General features: G+C 58.4%; 13 protein-coding genes, 3 tRNA genes and 2 rRNA genes. 7 read left to right on the forward strand and 11 right to left on the reverse strand.

Annotation, left to right across the window (positions count from 1 at the left end):
• Positions 1-60: 60 nt before the first annotated feature.
• Positions 61-990 carry a hypothetical protein gene (locus tag V0U79_RS12735; RefSeq protein WP_330199893.1) on the forward strand — a complete coding sequence of 310 codons (930 nt, stop codon included), beginning with the start codon at positions 61-63 and terminating at the stop codon, positions 988-990.
• Positions 991-1,013: 23 nt separating this feature from the next.
• Complete coding sequence (locus tag V0U79_RS12740) at positions 1,014-1,820, forward strand: hypothetical protein (RefSeq protein ID WP_330199894.1); 807 nt, start codon at positions 1,014-1,016, stop codon at positions 1,818-1,820.
• A gap of 4 nt (positions 1,821-1,824) precedes the next feature.
• On the opposite strand, the gene V0U79_RS12745 is transcribed toward V0U79_RS12740, so the two are convergent.
• The 4 genes from V0U79_RS12745 to V0U79_RS12760 form a co-directional block, all read right to left on the reverse strand.
• Complete coding sequence (locus V0U79_RS12745) at positions 1,825-3,573, reverse strand: NfrA family protein (RefSeq protein WP_330199895.1); 1,749 nt, start codon at positions 3,571-3,573, stop codon at positions 1,825-1,827.
• A complete protein-coding gene (locus V0U79_RS12750) occupies positions 3,573-5,930 on the reverse strand; it encodes a glycosyl transferase family protein (protein ID WP_330199896.1) in 2,358 nt (785 codons plus the stop codon). Before V0U79_RS12750 ends, V0U79_RS12745 begins: the two co-directional genes overlap by 1 nt.
• Positions 5,927-7,051, reverse strand: coding sequence for a non-hydrolyzing UDP-N-acetylglucosamine 2-epimerase (gene wecB / locus V0U79_RS12755; RefSeq protein ID WP_330199897.1), 1,125 nt, complete (start codon positions 7,049-7,051; stop codon positions 5,927-5,929). Before wecB ends, V0U79_RS12750 begins: the two co-directional genes overlap by 4 nt.
• Before the next feature lie 183 nt (positions 7,052-7,234).
• Positions 7,235-8,716, reverse strand: coding sequence for a M28 family peptidase (locus tag V0U79_RS12760; protein WP_330199898.1), 1,482 nt, complete (start codon positions 8,714-8,716; stop codon positions 7,235-7,237).
• Positions 8,717-8,844: 128 nt separating this feature from the next.
• Here V0U79_RS12760 and V0U79_RS12765 point away from each other — a divergent pair, with 128 nt between their 5' ends.
• From V0U79_RS12765 to V0U79_RS12775, 3 genes are all read left to right on the forward strand, one after another.
• Complete coding sequence (locus tag V0U79_RS12765; RefSeq protein ID WP_330199899.1) at positions 8,845-9,732, forward strand: pirin family protein; 888 nt, start codon at positions 8,845-8,847, stop codon at positions 9,730-9,732.
• A gap of 146 nt (positions 9,733-9,878) precedes the next feature.
• A complete protein-coding gene (locus V0U79_RS12770) occupies positions 9,879-11,501 on the forward strand; it encodes a phosphoenolpyruvate carboxykinase (protein WP_330199900.1) in 1,623 nt (540 codons plus the stop codon).
• A 104-nt stretch (positions 11,502-11,605) separates the two neighbouring features.
• On the forward strand, positions 11,606-12,379 hold the full coding sequence (locus V0U79_RS12775; protein ID WP_330199901.1) for a S1/P1 nuclease: 774 nt from the start codon (positions 11,606-11,608) through the stop codon (positions 12,377-12,379).
• 17 nt (positions 12,380-12,396) lie between these two features.
• Here the strand turns inward: V0U79_RS12775 and V0U79_RS12780 are convergent, their stop codons facing one another.
• Both V0U79_RS12780 and V0U79_RS12785 read right to left on the reverse strand, forming a co-directional pair.
• Positions 12,397-12,660, reverse strand: coding sequence for a hypothetical protein (locus V0U79_RS12780; protein WP_330199902.1), 264 nt, complete (start codon positions 12,658-12,660; stop codon positions 12,397-12,399).
• Between the two features lie 49 nt (positions 12,661-12,709).
• Positions 12,710-12,786: transfer RNA gene (locus V0U79_RS12785), tRNA-Met, on the reverse strand.
• Positions 12,787-12,906: 120 nt separating this feature from the next.
• On the opposite strand from V0U79_RS12785, the gene V0U79_RS12790 reads away from it, so the two are divergent.
• Positions 12,907-13,710, forward strand: coding sequence for an FkbM family methyltransferase (locus V0U79_RS12790; protein ID WP_330199903.1), 804 nt, complete (start codon positions 12,907-12,909; stop codon positions 13,708-13,710).
• On the forward strand, positions 13,707-14,933 hold the full coding sequence (locus tag V0U79_RS12795) for a hypothetical protein (protein ID WP_330199904.1): 1,227 nt from the start codon (positions 13,707-13,709) through the stop codon (positions 14,931-14,933). Before V0U79_RS12790 ends, V0U79_RS12795 begins: the two co-directional genes overlap by 4 nt.
• On the opposite strand, the gene V0U79_RS12800 is transcribed toward V0U79_RS12795, so the two are convergent.
• From V0U79_RS12800 to V0U79_RS12820, 5 genes are all read right to left on the reverse strand, one after another.
• On the reverse strand, positions 14,934-16,073 hold the full coding sequence (locus tag V0U79_RS12800; protein ID WP_330199905.1) for a hypothetical protein: 1,140 nt from the start codon (positions 16,071-16,073) through the stop codon (positions 14,934-14,936).
• Between the two features lie 170 nt (positions 16,074-16,243).
• Positions 16,244-16,358 (reverse strand): 5S ribosomal RNA (gene rrf / locus V0U79_RS12805).
• A gap of 88 nt (positions 16,359-16,446) precedes the next feature.
• A 23S ribosomal RNA gene (locus V0U79_RS12810) occupies positions 16,447-19,174 on the reverse strand.
• Between the two features lie 206 nt (positions 19,175-19,380).
• Positions 19,381-19,456 (reverse strand) — tRNA-Ala (locus V0U79_RS12815).
• A gap of 39 nt (positions 19,457-19,495) precedes the next feature.
• Positions 19,496-19,572: transfer RNA gene (locus V0U79_RS12820), tRNA-Ile, on the reverse strand.
• Between the last annotated feature and the right edge of the window lie 48 nt (positions 19,573-19,620).

Genomic DNA, 19,620 nt, shown 5'->3' on the forward strand with positions numbered 1-19,620 from the left:
AACCAATTCCTTGCGTCACTCCCGACGCGGGCTGTCTAATTGAAATTCTTGGGGGAGATCATGGCTGCAAACGACTTCAACCCGGTAGCGGGTCCTCAATATTACAAACCTGAAGACGAGCGTGACCATCGTTCACGTTCGCTGGCGAGCGATCACTTTGCCAGCGGTGCACACATTCAGGACTTTGACCTGCAATTCTCGTTGTCCCGGGCACGCCGCGATTTCGAAAACCTGAAAGCTTTCCGCCGCACTTCCGGCTGGGCCTTCGACGACCCGATCGGCAAGGAAAAAAGCGGCAATGCCGGCAAGCCGATCGAGCGTTCGGCGATTTACCCGGACTCACACATTCTGACCTTCTCGGTTCTGGCTGTGCTGGTGCTGTTCGAAGGCCTCGCCAATGCCTACTTCTTTTCCGGCAGCTCGGATCTCGGCTTGCTAGGCGGATGGCTGCAAGCGATCACCGTATCCTTTGTGAACGTCATCACGGCCTTCTTCGTGATCGGTTATCTTTGCCTGCGGCACATGACCAATCCGCAGAAGCGCTGGTCCTTCATGGCGGCCATTATCGGCCTGCCGGTCGCAGTGGCCTTTATTGCGGTCCTGAACCTGGCCGCGGCACACTATCGCGACTTGCTGGAAATCCATGCCGCTACCCTGGCACTGGGCGGAACCGAGGTAACGGGCGAACTGATCGCACCGATCCAGCACCTGATCGCCGCTCCGTTTTCTTTCCAGACGCTGGAAGCGTATCTTCTGCTGACATTGGGCCTGACCTTTGCCATCATCGCCGCCTACAAGGGCCGCACGTTTGATGATGCGATCCCGGGCTTTGGTGTGGTGCAACGCCGTGCCGAGCGCTCGGCTCGCGAACTGAACCGTGTGGTCAAGAAAGCGGCTGGCGGACGCAATTCGCCGGACGAGCAAATCGCAGAAGCCCAGCTCCTGTTGATGGAGATGGCAGAAGATTTCGGATCAGCCCGTCCGCGCTGATCCCGCCTTGGGGGAGGTGAATTATGTCCGGTCGTGACCTTATCGGTATTTTCAACCTGATCGTGGTAGCTGGCGTTATTGCAGCCGTCAGCTACTTCGCGATCAATCTGAGACCCGCAGAATATGACGCTGACACTTTGTGTATCGCCGGCGTCATTCCTCCCCACCGGGTCGTTATTATCGACAAGACAGACCGCTACTCAGCCCAGCAGGCAATTGCGATCGAGCAGATTATTCTGACGGAGCGCGATAATATGGCGATCGGTGAGCGTCTTTCGCTTTTCGAACTCGACGAGTCTGGCCGCCTGGCCGACACCAATGAGTTCTCGCTGTGCAATCCGGGCAGCGGCGATCAGGTCAATCCGCTCTATCGCAATCCTGAACGGATCCAGGCGCGCTACGAATCGCTTTTCGATGCCCCCCTGCAGCGCGCCCTTGCCGACCTTGTTGTGCCCAAGGATGCGCCGCAAAGCCCGATCCTGGAAGCCCTGGCGGCTCTCACGCAGAACGAGACAATGGCGCAGACGGTTCCCGGCCGCCGCATGGTCCTGGTCAGCGATATGCTCCAGAACTCCGATATCTTCACGGTATATGGCCGGTCGCGCGGCCCATTGCTGGATCGTCTGCCGCCGGTCGAACAGACCGTTCAGGCCATTCGCAACGAATACGGATTTGCTCTGGCCGGTGTTACGATGGAAATCCATCTGATCGAGCGCCCGGGCTGGGAGACCGAACAGAATGGCCCGCTGCGGGCCTATTGGACGCAGGTCTTCAACCAGCTGGGCGTAGCCGTCAGCTGGCGCTCACTGCCCTCCAGCGCACTTTCCTGATCGCCTAGAAGTTCCAGATCGCCCGGGCAATGAAGGCCTGGTCATCGGTGTCCCCTACACCGAAGCGGTATTCCATCTCGAGGTCGAGACGCTGGCGTGGTGCCGTGGTGCTATCTTCATCAAGCCAGCGGGAGAAAACCACACCCGGACCGACCTCAAGCCGCTCGCGCGTCTGGAAGGTGTCATCCGACCATTGGCCGACTGCCGTCACATAAGGGGTCACAGACCAGTTATCCCCTGTGCGGAAACGCCGGCCCTGACGCACAGAGGCGTAGGCGGAGAGGAATTCTGGATTGTCAGGAATATAGGCGAGGTCAGCGAATACCGTCGTGTAATTCCAGTCGGTCGCGGTCGGATTCCAGTCCAATCCGTTTGACCAGCCATAGCTGGCACGGAGCAACCAAGCATCGCGGGCCTGATCCCCGCCGGCAATAAGACGTTCGCCCGCCAGATAGAAGTCATGATCGTCAAACGGCTTCCAGCGCGCACCAATACCCAGCTGGAGCGTATCCTCATTTAACGTAATCGTGCCCGGGTCCGCCGAGACATAACCTCGCCCAAACAGTGTAATGCCGGTATTGGCCGTATTCAGCGCATCGGGACGCCAGCCGAACTCGGCACCGACCTGTGTCTCATTCGGACCGGTCTCGGGCAGATTGATCGTATTGGGAGCCGTTCCATCCCGATAGGAGGCGAACATAAAACCGTAGGTCCGGCGTTCAACCTGCTCGACCTGACGACGCAGCCGGTAGATGCGGTCTGCGCGTTCGGATTCACTCTCGCCGGCTCTCGGTGACGGATCGTTTATGACGGCCCGGAACGCGGCAGCCGCTTCCGCCTCGCGGTCGGCAGCGATCAGGGCATAGCCGAGATCCTCGCGGACGGCAGACCGGGAAGGATCGATTTCAATCACCCGGGAAAAAAGCTCTGCAGCCAGATCCGGATCACCAGCGCGCTGGGCCGAATACGCAGTCGACAAAAGGATATCGACATTTTGCGGGTCGGATTGCAGCGCATTGCGGAACTCCTGTAACGCGCCCCGTTCGTCTCCGGCTTGCTGCAGATAGAGGCCACGCTGGAAACGGCGGTAGCTGCGGTCCTCGATCCCGATGGCCCGCTGCATGTACATCGCCGCGGCCCCGGGCTGCATCTCTGCCATCCCCAGCGCTCTTTCCTCGAAGTAGAGCGCCAGCGCGCTGCCTTCGAGGCCGGAGATGTCCAGCCGCTGCAAGCGTACAGATCCCGCTTGCGGCCGGCCATCAAGACGGGCGGCGCGGGCCGCCATGACAATGTCGAACGCGTCGCCTGTCAGACGCGCCGCTTCATCCCAGGCGATAGCGGACCGCGAAAATTCACCGGCGGCTTCGGCCTGATAGCCGAGACTGCGATAGACATAGTTCCGCTGTTCATCATTTAGCTGGTTCCGATAGATCACGGCCTGCCAGAAGGCCTCGGAAGCTGCAGAAGTCTCGCCAGCTGCAATGGCGCACTCGCCAGCCGCAATCCAGTCCAGAGCGCGTCGGCTATAGTCTGCGACGGCCTCATAGTCCGGCAGAGCTGCGGCGCACCCGGCTTGCTGGGCCAGGCGCTCAGCTTCCAGCCGGCTTTGCTCGACATTCATGCCGTCCTGGTCGGCACCTGCCGAAACCGCAAAACTCAGCGCGGTGACCGACGCCGTGGATGCCAGCAATAGACGTGGACGGAAATTGTAGCGGGCCGGTTTGATCCAGGCTTTTCCATAATATCGGGACATCATGCATCCTCCATGATCAGGTCGGCGTGAGCCTCCTGAATTTCGGTCCATTCCACGTCGGTCAGGTAGCCCAGCGCTCTCGCGCGCTGCACAAAGCCGAGAGGCGGCTGTGGCTGAGCGGCTGTCGCCGCCAGTAGATCGTTTCGCTTGATAAGGCGCTTTTGGACCAGCGTTTCGCCGAGCTCGGCTTCATCGAGCGCGTCAACACCCTTTTGTTCGGTCAGCAAGCGGGTATGGCTGATCGCTCCCCGGCGGACCAGATGATCGCCGAGCCGCGCCCAGTCCTGACGCAGGCTGCGCCAGACCTTCCTGATTTGGTCATCGTCCAGAATGGACAGCTTTCTGAGCACCCGCGCGGCACGGAAATCCGCAGCGAAGACCTCCCGGTCTTCATAGGCAAACCGGATACCGAAACTGACATCACTTAGGGGCGCCACAACGACTTTCAGATGTCGGCCGAGCTTGTGCCGCAAGTCGGCCAGCTGGGTCTCGCTGAGCGGCTCGCCAACTGCGATGGTCAAGGACCGTCCCTCCCGAGCAACTGGGAAGGCACCGTATTTTGCTGCTTCGGCTCGCGGCATGTGCCTGAGCAAATCGGGCTTTGCCGCCAGTGGGTCCAGATCGACGCGCTCCCAGCCCATATGCTCGGCCACGCCATCGGCGAGCTGATCATCACTGATTTCGCCCAAATCCAAGAGGAGCAGGCCCAGCGGGCGGTATTCGTCGGCTTGAAGTGCCAAAGCGCGCTGCAATACCGTCTCGTCGATCGCGCCCCAATAGATCAGCGCTTCACCCAAGCGGTTGCCTTCACCCTGACCCAGCTCGGCCATGGACGGATAGGCATGCATTGTCTTGTCCCAGGTGAGCTGCTTGCCGCTGATGACGTGCCAGATATAGCGCCGCGCAGCTCGCATGGAAGCGAGGTAACCAATCCAGTTGGCCCAGACCATCCGGACCGGGGCCAGAGCGGCGTATTTCAGCCCGTGCGCCCATCCGGTGAATATCAGCCGGTGAATGACCCGGTTCACGAGGAACACGAAGTTGATGAGGACCAGTGTCCACACCCAGCTGTTCGGATCGATGAGCGGCGGCAGTTTCCCGGCCTGCGGGAACACTGTGGCGATCAACCAATACAGCGCCCATTGAAGCAGAATGGCGTAAGCCAGCATCCCGGTGGGAGCTGTCCAGATGGCCTTGCGGTCGCGGTAGAGAAAATACCGGTGCGATGGCGGCCCGATCCAGCCAAGCTGTTTCCAACCGAGATAGGATATGCCCAGCATCCAGCGGGATTTCTGGCGGACCGAGATCTTGGCAATGTCCGGGAAGAATTCCCGCGTACACACCAGCTCCCGCCGGTATTTGTAGATATCCCGGCCACCGATCCAGGCCTTGCGTTTGGCATAAGGCATTCGCGCCCAATAGCGCACGAAAAGCGACTTCAGACCGGCCTCATAAAAGCGGTGCCCGATATCATAATCCTCGGTCAGCGAATCTACATTGAAAGGCTGATTGTGGCGTTCCTTGCGAAGGAGCTCGATGGCTTCACGGCTGAAGGCCGTCGCAACACCGGCCGACGGAACCAGATCGGTCATGTGCGAGCGGGCAATCAGATCCTTGCCGTGCCATTCAGCAAACTCGTCCATATAATGACAGGCTGTCAGCGAGCTCCATTTGCGCGGCATGGACAGCACGGGCAGCTGGAGCATGTCGGCCCGGTCGAGATAGGCATTGATCACCTTGAAGGACATCGGGTGAATAACGTCCTCGGAGTCCTGCATTACGACGCCATCGAACATCTGGCCAAGCTCGGCCTCGCGCTTGACGATCCCGGCAATCATCCAGTTCAGATTGTCGGCCTTGCAGGTCGGCCCGTTGTGGCCAACATAGGCGATGTTGATCCCGGGATTCTGACGGACAATCCGCTCGACCTCGTTGATGGTCTCCTGATCATTGGGATAAACGCCTACGAATATCTCGTAATTCCGGTAGTCCATCGTCTTGAGCGTATTGACCAGCATCCGGCCGATCACATCCGCCTCGTGCCAGGCCGGCACCATGACAGCCAGCTTCTTCTGGTCCATCTCATCGAGACGCTTTTGCGAGGGCACGAAACGGAATGGACGGGTGATAACGCGTTGCGCCGTCAGCACCCAGAAATACAGGTCCAGAAAGGCGTCATCAGCCGATGAGATGAAAATGGCGATCGCGGCATAAACCGTCAGCCAGCCCAGCACCGTCCAATAGGTCCGGAATGCGTCGCCAGAAAGAAGATCGGCCAGCGCCGATTCTATCCAGACGCCGACGCCTCCATCAAACGCCATCGCCTGGGCGATTGCAGGATCAAAAGTCTCGATCATGCAGCGCCGGCTCCCGCCCGCGCTGGCGACAGTTCGGCCTTCAGAATTTCGGCAATGCGACGGCTGGCCTGACCGTCCCCGAATGGATTATTGCGGTCAGCCATCTCGCGGTGAGCTGCCTTCTCCGACAAAAGCCGGGAGGCCTCGCGCACTATCTTTTCCGGATCCGTCCCCACGAGGCGGGCGACGCCCGCATCAACGGCCTCCTGCCGCTCGGTCGTCTCGCGAAGCACGAGAACAGGCACATCAAAGCTCGGTGCCTCCTCCTGCACTCCGCCGGAATCCGACAGGACCAGATGGCTGGCCTTCAGAACCGCTATGAATTCCGGATAGGAGAGCGGCTCGGTGACATGGATGCGTTCAGCTTCTCCCAGCTCGGCCAGGACGGTCTCCCGCACGCGGGGGTTCGAATGCGCCGGAAAGACAATCCGGATATCGTCATGCCGCTCGACGAGCTGGCGAGCTGCACTGCAGATTGAGGAGATGCCTTCTCCCCAGTTTTCCCGGCGATGCGCCGTGAGCAACACGAGCCGTTCACCCGGCTTCAGCGCGTCCAGGACGGCCGGATGCCGTGTGTGGGCGGCCATATCGAGTACAGTGTCGATGATCGGATTGCCGGTGATCCAGATCCGGCGCGCCTTGATCCCTTCAAGTCGCAGATTCTTTTCCGCAAGCCGGGTTGGCGCGAAATGAAAATCGGTGATCGGTGCGATCAGCCGGCGGAAGCTTTCCTCAGGAAAAGGGTTGGCCGGATCGCCGCTGCGCAAACCAGCTTCAACATGGCCGACAGGCACCCGATGAAGATGCGCGGCCAACGCGCCGGAATAGGCGCTGGCTGTATCGCCTTGCACGAGTACGGCGCGCGGTGAGCATTCAGAAATCCATAGGCCAAGCTGGCCAAGCAGGCCCGCCGTCAGATCCGTAAGCGAACGCGGATCCCACCCGCCCGGAAGGCGCATGTCCGGCACAATGCCGATGGATTCTTCAGCCTGCTGTGCCAGATCGCCGTGTTGTCCCGTGGCGATCCAGACCGGCTCCAGTCCAGCCGTTTTCAGGCTGCGATAGACCGGCGCAAGCTTGAGTATCTCAGGCCGAGTCCCCGCAACAATCGCGATTCCCATAATCGCCCCCAACGCGATCGGCAGGCAAGCCCGCCGGAAATCCCTCGCACTGGGGAAAGTCGTCTTGAATCAGGGACTAATAACTGCCGCGGCTAGGCATTTTCGCGGCCGAAAAGGCAAAACGGCCCCAATTGGGGCCGTTAAGTGTCTGTTAGCTTCAATCGAGGCGATCAGAAGGCAGAGTTATTCATCCTGCGTTCGGAATTCGACGTCGGTCTCGGCCGCCAGCCAGGTAATCGCGGCCCAGGCGGCAACATTCTGCGCCATGGAATCGGGATCAATCTTGTCGAACGTGTCATCAGGTGTGTGGTGCAGGTCGAAATAGTCTGTGCCGTCCTGATTGAGGCGGAAAACAGGGACACCCCGGGCTGCCAGCGGAATGATGTCCGGGCCGCCACCATTCGAAGCCCTGTCACCGCGAATAATGCCCAGCGGCGCAATGATCTGCTGTGCTTCATCCATGAAGCGCGTTCCTTCTTCGCTTGTGCCGGAAGCCAGCGACCAGACAAGGCCAGCGCCAAAATCGGATTCGGAAGCCAGCACGATGTTCCCGATGTCCTCGGAATTGTCCCGTGCATAGGCAAATGCACCCAGAAGTCCGACTTCTTCCGCGCCAAAGAGGACCACGCGGATCGTCCGCCGGGGTGCGCGCGGCAATTGGTCAATCAAATGGGCAGCAGCCGTTACGATGCCCACACCTGCCCCGTCGTCAACGGCGCCGGTGGCTTCGTCCCAGCTATCGAGGTGCGCGCCAATGAGAACGATTTCTTCAGGCCGTTCCCGGCCGGGAATCTCGGCTACGACATTGCCCGACTGACGGGAACCTCTCCATCCGGCAATGACCGACAGACGCACCGTTACTGACTCGCCGGATTCATGGATGCGTTCGATCTGGTCAGCATCCGGCGCCGACAACGCGACTGCGGGGATCGAAGACCACATCCGGTTTTCGGCATAATCGGGATGCTCCTCCCGGATATAGGCAATTGCGACATCCGAATGCGTGCCGCTGTTGATTGTGCCGTCATTGGGCGTGCTCATCATGCCGGTGTGCGGGAAGCGATGGGAATCGGTCCCGACAGAGCGGATCATCACGCCGAGCGCACCGCGTGCTTCGGCTTCCAGCCAGGCAAAGCGGCGCTTCTGGTTCGCCGGGCCATAACCGGCCCCGGTCTGCGCGCTGATCATGCGGTCGTTGACATAGGCAATGCGATTTTCCAGTGAGCCATCGAAATCGCGCAGCGCCTCGAAGCTTTCGAAGAAGACAATCTCAGCCTCGATGCCCCCTTGCGGAGTTGCCGCAGAACCACCGAGCGCAGATGCGCGGAGCGGCTGGGGAAACGGCGCCACAATCGAGGTGCTGATCGCTCCGCGGTCCCAGTATGGCATCTCGAACGGTTCGATGCGCACATTCTCGAAGCCCAGTTCGGTGAACATCTGTACCGCCCAGTCCCGGGCACGCGCTTCCTGACGCGAGCCGCCCAGACGCGGGCCGACTTCCGTGGTCAACGAACGTACAATTTCATAGCCGGAATCGGACGCGAGCCCCATCTCGATCAATTGTTCAGCCGTGGATTCCTGAGACTCGCTGATCAGGCTTTCCTGCATGGAAAATACCGGAACAGCAGAAACCAGAGCGATTGCGGTCGCGATGCGAACAAGCATGCCGATACTCCCATTGGCGATTTGGCCAGAAAGCTAGCCTGCAGCGATAGCTGCCTCAAGATTGCCAGACATGTTCAATTCGCCAAAAACAAGCTTATATCGGTTACGGGCAGCAGGAGCGCGCATTCATGATCGAAATGACGATAGCCGGGCGAGCAAAGGATCTTGGCGGCTTCGAGGTTCGTCGCGTCATCCCCGTGGCGAAAAAACGCCAGGTTGGTCCCTTCGTATTCTTCGACCATATCGGCCCCGCTGACTTTGCTCCCGGCGAAGGCATAGACGTGCGCCCTCACCCGCATATCGGCCTGGCGACAGTGACTTATCTTTTCGACGGCGAAATGGATCACCGCGATACGCTCGGTGTTGAACAGACAATCCAACCGGGCGCCGTGAACTGGATGACGGCCGGCAAAGGAATTGTTCACTCGGAACGCACAGGCCCGGAGACGCGCGCCGCCGGGCACCGGCTTCACGGGATCCAGACCTGGGTCGCTTTGCCTTCCGAGCAAGAGGAGGCGGATCCGTCCTTCTTCCACCACAAGGCAGAGGAACTACCGGTCATCGAGCGGGATGGCATCTGGATGCGGCTGATTCTGGGCTCGGCCTATGGCGAAGTTTCACCGGTGAAGACGTTTTCACCCATCTTCTATTTACACATGGAATCCAAGGCGGGATCCGTCTTCAAATTGACCGACGAGCACGAGGAACGTGCCGTTTATATCGTCAGTGGCGAGCTCGAGATTGATGGCTTGCTGTTCGGAGCAGGTCAGATGGTGGTTCTGGACAATGAAGCCTCGATTGGCATCCGCACAGTCCAGGACGCGCGGGTGATGATCTGTGGCGGCGCTCACCTGCCGGGTGAACGATTCATGGAGTGGAATTTTGTATCCAGCCGCAAGGACCGGATAGAAAAGGCGAAGACCGATTGGCAGTCTTCCGCTGATGCCGGTTTTGAAAACAGCGTATTTGCACTCCCACCGGGCGAATCGGAGCATATTCCGCTACCTGAGTCATAAATCTTGAATTGGCCCTGCACTTGCACAGGGAGAATAGACTTGATGCAGGCGTCCGGGTCCCTTAGTGAGGACCTTTAACCGGCTGACAGCAAACCAGATTGGAAATTTCCGCGGCTAATAGCGGATTCCTTCACCCGGGGGGTTTCATGTTTGAGCAGGCGAATGACCGCGGAACGGGCGTTTTGACCTATTTGGGTATCACCAATACGGGTCCGCTGAACCATAACTGGACTGAAGCAGCACTGTACCAGGAAGCGGTCCGCCGCGGCGAAGGCGAAGTGGCCAAAGGCGGCGCTCTTGTCGTCAAGACCGGCCAGCACACAGGCCGCTCCGCCAAAGACAAGTTCACGGTTCGCGACGAGACCACAGAGGATACGGTCTGGTGGGACACGAATGCGTCCATTACGTCTGACCAATTCGCCGCGATCTGGGACGACTTCCAGACGCATATGGCGGGCAAGGAATTGTTCGTTCAGGACCTTTTCGGCGGCGCTGACCTGGATCACCGCTTGCCGGTAAGAGTGGTTACGGAATTTGCGTGGCACTCTCTTTTCATCCGCCATCTGCTTCGCCGCCCTGAAGCCAGCGAACTGGCGGGTTTTGATCCGGAGTTCACGATCATTAACCTGCCGAGCTTCAAGGCAGATCCCGACCGCCATGGCTGCCGCAGCGAGACGGTCATTGCCGTTGATTTCGCGCGCAAGATGGTTCTGATCGGCGGAACGTCCTATGCGGGTGAAACGAAGAAGTCGGTCTTCACTATTCTGAACTATCTGCTGCCGGCAAAGGGCATCATGCCGATGCACTGTTCGGTCAATACAGATGGTGAAAACGCCGCCATTTTCTTTGGCTTGTCGGGCACAGGTAAAACGACCCTGTCGGCTGATGCCAGCCGTACGCTGGTCGGCGATGACGAGCATGGCTGGTCGGAGAACGGCCTCTTCAATTTCGAAGGCGGCTGCTATGCCAAGATGATTCGCCTTTGCCCGGACGCCGAGCCGGAGATCTACGCGACGACGCAGCGCTGGGGCACGGTGCTGGAAAACGTGGTGATGGATCCGGTCACGCGCGAACTGGATCTCGACGATGCAACGCTGGCGGAAAACAGCCGCGGTGCCTATCCGATCGATGCGATCCCGAATGCATCCGATACGGGCCGCTGCGGTCAGCCGAAAAACCTGATCATGCTGACCTGTGACGCTTTCGGCATCATGCCGCCGATTGCCAAGCTGACGCCAGCGCAAGCCATGTATCACTTCCTGTCGGGTTACACCGCCAAGGTGGCTGGCACGGAAAAGGGCGTTACTGAACCGACGGCGACCTTCTCGGCCTGCTTTGGTGCTCCCTTCATGCCGCGTCACCCTGCAGAATATGGCGCCTTGCTGCGCGAGTTGATCGCGGAGCACGGTGTGGACTGCTGGCTGGTGAATACAGGCTGGACGGGTGGGGCTTATGGCGAAGGCCGCCGCATGCCGATCCAGGCCACTCGCGCACTGCTGAATGCCGCGCTTGATGGCACTCTGAACAATGCGACTTTCCGCGAGGATCCGAATTTCGGTTTCATGGTGCCGACAGAGGTTCCCGGTGTTGATACCGGCATTCTTGATCCGCGCAGCACATGGGCCAATCCGGCCGCGTATGACGCTCAGGCCGCCAAGCTTTGTGACATGTTCATCACGAACTTTGCCAAGTTTGAGGATCACGTCGCGCCTTATGTGCGGGCCGCTGCGCCGCGCAACACAGACATCAAGGTCGCCGTTGCGGAATAGGTTCGTCTAACGACTGATTTTTAAGAGAGGCCGCGCTGTACAATCGACTGCGCGGCCTTTTTTCTTGCTATAAATTCCTGACAAATCAAGCCGAGGAAGAACTCATGAAAAAGATACTGACCGCCACTGCTGCTCTCGTCCTCGCTGCCAGCCCGGCCTTTGGCTGGGGCAAGACCGGTCACCGTGTGACGGGCGCAATCGCGCAGCAATATCTGTCGGATGATGCCCGGGCGGCAGTTGAGGAATTGCTGGGCGTGGAAGACCTGGCTGAAGCGTCCACCTGGCCAGATTTCATGCGCTCGAGCAGCGAGGAGTTCTGGGCCGCGGCGGGGCCCTATCACTATGTGACCATCCCTGAAGGCACGCAGTATGATCTGTCCATGGCGCCGGAAGTTGGCGATGCCTATACGGCCCTGCAGCAATTTTCGGCCATCGTCACAAACGAGGACCTGCCCTTGGACGAGCGCCAGCGGGCTCTCCGTTTCATTGTTCATATCATTGGCGATCTGCACCAGCCCTTGCATGTCGGCGATGGGACGGATCGAGGCGGTAATGATGTGACAGTGGTATTCTTCGACACTGTCACAAACCTCCATCTCACCTGGGACGATGAGATGATTGATTATGACCGGCTTTCCTATTCGGAGCTGGCCAACTGGTTGTCGCGCCGGATTACGCCGGAGCTGGCCGATGAATGGATGGTCGCCGACCCGCTGGTCTGGATTTCCGAGAGCGCCCAGATCCGCCCGTCGCTCTATCCTGATGATGCGGAACTACAATACCAGTATTTCTTCGAACATCGCGATACGATGCGCACGCGCATGTCGCAGGCGGGCATTCGCATGGCGGCCTATCTGAACGAGTTGTTCGAGGACTAAGGCGGGCCGGTCAGCCGTCAGTGTAATATTCCAACGGCAAGCTCGGCCCAGACCAGCAAGAAAACAACCAATACTATCGCGATCCCGATCAGCCGGGCCCGCCGCCCCGCCAGCCGTGAAACGATCACATCGATCAGGGCTGTCAGAGCCAGCAGCAGAAAACCCATGACGAGGAAGTCTTCTGGGCCCCACGCGACTTCGGCCGTGAATTGCATGACAATGGCCGGAATCGCCAGGAGCGCAAACGGCATAAGCCAGAGAACAAGACGCCAGGGTTTCATGAGATCAGTCTAGCCAAAACAAAACCCCCGGCCATAGCCGGGGGTTTTTTGGGTGCGGGAGTAGGATTTGAACCTACGACCTTCAGGTTATGAGCCTGACGAGCTACCGGGCTGCTCCATCCCGCGTCAGAAGCGCCGCCGTTCCCGGCGGGAGGGCGTATCTAGGACATCCCGCGAGCGGATTCAAGGCCTATAACACCAGCATGACAGCTTGGCGGGGGTTTCTCTCTCGCCTATGCAAGCAGGATGGAAAACACCGCAGATATCCCTTGGGGAGCGTTGGCTCCGTCGGGCCTGTTCAAGGCCAGTGTCGAACGGGCACGCAAGAGCGACAGTAAAGTCTGGGCCCGCATTGCCAGCTGGCTGGCCCCCGACACCGTCGACATTGAGACGCTTGGCTTCAGGGCCCGGTTGCACCCGAAGGATAATCTCTCAGAAAAGCGCATTCTTTATAATCCCGGACGGTTTGATCCTGCAGAACTGGCCTGTCTGTCGGCTAAAATGGGCGCTGGCTTTGTTTTCGTGGACCTAGGTGCCAATTGCGGGACCTATACCTTCCATCTCGCCAGCCAGGCCGATGCTTCGGCGCGATTTTACGCGATTGAAGCCCAGCCGGAGATGGCGCGCCGTTTTCGTTTCAATCATATGGCCAATGACTTTGCGGCCAGCATACAACTCGATGAGCTCGCGATTTCAGATGTCGCCGGCGAGATCACCTTTACCGTCAACCGGCATAATCGTGGCGAAAGCGGGCTGGAAGGTGATGGCGAGCAGATCCGGGTTCCCGCCATTTCACTGAAAGATTATCTGGCCGACCGCCAGCTGTCTCATGTCGACGCGATGAAGATCGACATTGAAGGTCAGGAACACCGCATCCTGAAGCCCTTTTTTGAGCAGACGCCTCATGAGTGCTGGCCGGATTGCCTGATCGTCGAACAATTACTCGCTACGCCCGAAAAGGACCCGGTTCAGTTGGCGCTACAGCATGGCTATCAAGTCGAGCAGGATTTGACCCGCAATGTGATCCTGCGGAAAAGAAAGACAGGATGAACGCGACCGCTCAATTGCAGACCGCGCAGAAAGCATTCTCCGAAGGGCGACCGGAAGAAGGACGCCGATTGCTGGAAGCAGCAGCCAAAAGTGGCGATGCCAGCGCAGCCTATTCATTCGCAGTTGCCCTTGCTTACGGTCAGGGCGGGCCGGTGGATCGAAGAATTGCGGCCAGCTGGCTGGCAGAATCCAGTGCAGAAGTTCCGGCCGCGAGGCAACTTCATCGTTTTTCGCTGGCCCATGGTTGGGCCGGCGAGAAGAACTGGGAGGAAGCCGTTAGCGATCTGACGGAAAGCGCTAAATCCGGAAACCCTGCCGCCCTCCGCGAAGCCGGGCTATTGTGCCTGATCCTCAACGAAAACGAGATCGCTCTCAGTCTCCTAGACCAGGCTGCCAATACGGGCGACATGCCGGCGGGCATGGCATTATTGCGCCTGGAACAAGCTATTGCACCGGATGCCGGGTGGGCGGAAACGGTGCGCTCCGGGCTGTTGCGCTCGAAACACCCGCTGGCAAACGAGTTGTCGGAAAACCCGCTAGAAAAATCAGGCGGCGAAAGCACGGGCCTTGATTGGCCTGCCGTTACCGCAACGCTCTCACGTTTCGCCCGTGCCGGAAGCTCAGGCGAAACTCTGATTGAAAACATTTCTGCTGTTTCATACCCGGGCGCGCTGCCGGCTGCAGTTTGCGATTATGTGATTTCGTCAGGATTGAGAGCGCTTCAGCCTTCCACCATTGTGGATCCGCAAACCGGCCAAAAAATCCACGACCCCCACCGGCAGTCGCTGTCGATGACATTTGCACCGCATCTACAGGATCTGGTTCACGTGGCTGTCGAGCGTGTCATGTGCACACTGGCAGGGTGTCCCGCCGAAAATTCGGAGCGACTCAATCTTCTGTTCTATCGGCCCGGGGAGCAATACCGGCCGCATGTCGATTATTTTGCGCCGGATGACGATGGAAATTCAGCCGAACTGGCGCGTTCCGGCCAGCGGGTCGCGACCAGTCTCGTATGCCTGCACGCTGCCAGCGAGGGTGGCGGCACAGGCTTCCCCCGTTTCGAAACAGCCTGGAACGGACAGCCGGGCGACGGCCTGACCTTCCGCAATGTCAAAACAAGCGGAGAGGTCGAGCCGCTTTCGCTCCATCAGGGAGAGGCTGTGGCGGCCGGATGGAAGGCCCTGGCCAGCCTCTGGATTCGTGATCGCGAATTTGCAGCCTGACTAACCCGCTGCGGGTTCCAGCCGATATTCCCAACGCAATACCCAGGGCGCGTCAGGCGCGCTGCGGGTTTCCACCCGGAAAACCACGCGTTCCGCATTCAATTCGACCCAAGTCAGGCGCTGCAAGCTTTCGGACATGTCATTGCCGGCATTGGTGATATAAGGGGTTTCCTCGTCCTGGATTACAACTCCGGTATCCAGCCGGAACTCAGCCCCCTCGCCGCCCCTTTCGCCAACATAGTAGCGATGGTTTTCGCCGCGCTGATTATTCAGATACAGGCCATACCAGCGCTCCAGCGCCGGGCTCCATGAGTAAAAAACGGCAGACCGGTAACCTGCCTCCGGGCGCTGATAGACGCTTACAATCCCACAGCCATCCAGCATGCGGCCGGCCGTAATGCTGGCCGGTTGGCTTTCACCATCTGCGTTGACCGCTATACCCGACCAATTGCCGATCAGCGGATCCATTGCACGGTGAGCTTCATCTGTGCAGAGCTGCCCCTGATGAAAGCCCGGCAAGGGCTGATCGACCGTTGGCAGGTCCACATCCGGATTGATTTCCTGGAAGTCGACCGCCATCCAGGTGAACCAGTTATTCCCGCGATCAACCGTGTTCGCTCCATCCCAACGGAATGCATCCTCGCGAATATCGGAGAATGTGTACCGGCGGATCTGAGGATCGCCGTCCGGCGTGGTGCGGCGCAAATCGGCCCCGTAGACCTGCACGCGACCGAAGTGTTCTTCGCCCGTCAGCTGATCGAGGAAAGCGAAACCGTCATTTTGCGGCCCCGGCCAATGCTGGGCCATGACCCACCGCCCGGCCTCCTCGTTGAAATACCGGATGGAAAATCCTCGCCCCTGGGCGGTTTCGGGGTCGAGATCGCGCGGCATCGCCAATTCCATGATGGCGCGTCCATCGAGGACCGGCATCACATATTGATGGGTGTGGCGCCCCTCCTCGACATGATCGAGGCCGTCTTCCTCCCGCGGGCGCCAATTGGCATCCCACTCTCCGATCCAGAAATCATATTGTCTGTAGACCGGAGCCGACCATTCTTCTGCAATCTCTGTTCCCAGCACTTCATCCCAGTCTGCAGGCAAGTCCTGGATCAGCAACGCAGCAGCAAATAATTCCAACATCCCCGAAAATCTCCCCTGTTCGTGAAAGAGACTGCCGGAATATTGGTCGTCAGCAAGGCACGTTTTTGTGAGGATGCGCGTTGGCGTCAATTGGCCAAAGAAAAAGCCCCGCGGCGAACCGACGGGGCTTTGTTTTCAATTGCAAGATCAGGGTCAGATCAAACGGGCAGACCGGGCAGCGACCTACTCTCCCATGCCTTAAGACATAGTACCATCGGCGCAGAGGGTCTTAACGGCCGTGTTCGAAATGGGAACGGGTGGGGTCCCCTCGCAATAACCACCCGGTCGGCGCGTTTGATCCATAACATTGAGACATTCTGTAACCGTCGCTCTTGATTGCACGCGAACGAAGCGTTCGCCGTGCATGAACTAAGAGATCAAGCCAATCGAGCTATTAGTACCAGTCAGCTTCATGTGTCACCACACTTCCACACCTGGCCTATCAACGTGGTAGTCTTCCACGACTCTCAAGGAATACCTGGTTTTGAGGGGGGCTTCCCGCTTAGATGCATTCAGCGGTTATCCCGTCCGTATATAGCTACCCTGCTATGCCGCTGGCGCGACAACAGGTCCACCAGAGATACGTCCATCCCGGTCCTCTCGTACTAGGGACAGCTCCTCTCAAGTATTCAACACCCACGGCAGATAGGGACCGAACTGTCTCACGACGTTCTAAACCCAGCTCACGTACCGCTTTAATTGGCGAACAGCCAAACCCTTGGGACCTGCTCCAGCCCCAGGATGCGATGAGCCGACATCGAGGTGCCAAACAATGCCGTCGATATGGACTCTTGGGCATCATCAGCCTGTTATCCCCGGCGTACCTTTTATCCGTTGAGCGATGGCCCTTCCATTCGGGACCACCGGATCACTATGGCCGTCTTTCGACTCTGTTCGACCTGTCAGTCTCACAGTCAGGCGGGCTTATGCCATTGCACTCAACGAGCGATTTCCGACCGCTCTGAGCCCACCATCGCGCGCCTCCGTTACTCTTTGGGAGGCGACCGCCCCAGTCAAACTACCCACCACGCAGGGTCCCGGATCCGGTTTCACGGACCGCGGTTAGACGTCAACAAGGATCAGGGCGGTATTTCAAGGATGACTCCACCATGACTGGCGCCATGGCTTCAAAGTCTCCCGCCTATCCTACACAAATCGTCGCTAACGCCACTGCGAAGCTGTAGTAAAGGTGCACGGGGTCTTTCCGTCTGACCGCGGGAACTCCGCATCTTCACGGAGAATTCAATTTCGCTGAGCCTATGCTGGAGACAGCGGGGAAGTCGTTACGCCATTCGTGCAGGTCGGAACTTACCCGACAAGGAATTTCGCTACCTTAGGACCGTTATAGTTACGGCCGCCGTTTACCGGGGCTTCAATTCGGAGCTTGCACTCCTCCTTTTAACCTTCCGGCACCGGGCAGGCGTCAGACCCTATACGTCGTCTTGCGACTTCGCAGAGCCCTGTGTTTTTAGTAAACAGTCGCCACCCCCTGGTCTGTGCCCCTGGACACCGCTTGCGCGGAGCCAGGCTCCCTTCTCGCTAACTTACGGGAGCAATTTGCCGAGTTCCTTCAGCATAGTTCTCTCAAGCGCCTTGGTATACTCTACCTGTCCACCTGTGTCGGTTTCGGGTACGGTCTAATGCGGGAGCTATTTCCAGGGACGGCTTGGCTGCCCACCCAATCCAATAAGGGTGAACAACTTCCGCTATCCGTCACTACCCGCTGGCCCAGGAATATTGACCTGGTTCCCATCGACTACGCCTTTCGGCCTCGCCTTAGGGGCCGGCTAACCCTGCGCTGATTAGCATTGCGCAGGAACCCTTGGACTTTCGGCGAGAGTGTCTCTCACACTCTTTGTCGCTACTCATGTCAGCATTCTCACTTCTGATACCTCCAGGAGCCCTCACGGGTCTCCCTTCATCAGCTTACAGAACGCTCCGCTACCGCTCTTTCGAGCCCGCAGCTTCGGTGTATCACTTAAGCCCCGTTACATTTTCCGCGCAGGAGCGCTTGACCAGTGAGCTGTTACGCTTTCTTTAAAGGATGGCTGCTTCTAAGCCAACCTCCTGGTTGTCTAAGCACTCCCACATCGTTTCCCACTTAGTGATAACTTAGGGACCTTAGCTGGCGGTCAGGGCTGTTTCCCTCTCCACTACGGACCTTAGCACCCGCAGTGTGTCTGCCTCGCAGTACTCATCGGTATTCGGAGTTTGGTTAGGTTTGGTAAGTCGGTGGGACCCCCTAGCCCATCCAGTGCTCTACCCCCGATGGCATAAACGAGACGCTCTACCTAAATAGATTTCGCGGAGAACCAGCTATCTGCAGGTTTGATTGGCCTTTCACCCCTAGCCACACCTCATCCCGTTCTTTTTCAACAGAAGTGGGTTCGGCCCTCCAGTGAGTGTTACCTCACCTTCAGCCTGGACATGGCTAGATCACCTGCTTTCGGGTCTTATCCCTCGAACTAAATCGCCCTATTCAGACTCGCTTTCGCTACGCCTACACCTATCGGCTTAAGCTTGCTCGAGAGACAAAGTCGCTGACCCATTATACAAAAGGTACGCCGTCACGCTTGCGCGCTCCGACTGCTTGTAGGCATCCGGTTTCAGGGTCTGTTTCACTCCCCTCGTCGGGGTGCTTTTCACCTTTCCCTCACGGTACTTGTTCACTATCGGTCATGTAGGAGTACTTAGGCTTGGAAGATGGTCCTCCCATGTTCAGACAGGATTTCACGTGTCCCGCCCTACTCAAGTCTCTCTCATCGTCGCTTCATACGGGGCTATCACCCGCTACGGCCCAACTTTCCAGAAGGTTCTGATAAATTTAGAGAGAGCACTGGCCTGATCCGCGTTCGCTCGCCACTACTAGCGGAGTCTCAATTGATGTCCTTTCCTCCAGGTACTGAGATGTTTCAGTTCCCCGGGTTTGCCTCCTGCACCTATGTATTCAGTGCAGGATACCCTTGCGGGTGGGTTTCCCCATTCAGAAATCTGCGGGTCAAAGGTTGCTCGCACCTCACCGCAGCTTATCGCAGCGTGCCACGTCTTTCATCGCCTCTACATGCCAAGGCATTCACCAAATGCCCTTTTGACGCTTGATCTCATCGAAGCTCATGCACGGTGAATGCCTCGTCCATCTGTAACTCGTGCAGGGTCACAGACGCCAACAAGACAACGCACATGAGCGTCGGTCAGGATGTCTCAATGATTTGTCCTTGGAAGGCCGGACAAACCCTAATCTATACAATGTCAAAAATCCGCTATTCGCGCCGCAGCGCAAATAGCGAAACTTGTTTAAACCGCGTTCTGGTGGAGCTGGACGGGATCGAACCGACGACCTGAAGCTTGCAAAGCTACCGCTCTCCCAACTGAGCTACAGCCCCTTGAGAACGCGTGTCGCCGTCTCCTCACCTCAAAAGCAATGGTGGGCCTGGGTAGACTCGAACTACCGACCTTACGCTTATCAGGCGTACGCTCTAACCACCTGAGCTACAGGCCCGAAAGAGGACATACGCCAGCCAGCGGAGAGGAACGCGGCGTCCCCGAT

This window comes from Hyphobacterium lacteum, assembly GCF_036330345.1.
Taxonomy (GTDB): Bacteria; Pseudomonadota; Alphaproteobacteria; order Caulobacterales; family Maricaulaceae; genus Hyphobacterium; species Hyphobacterium lacteum.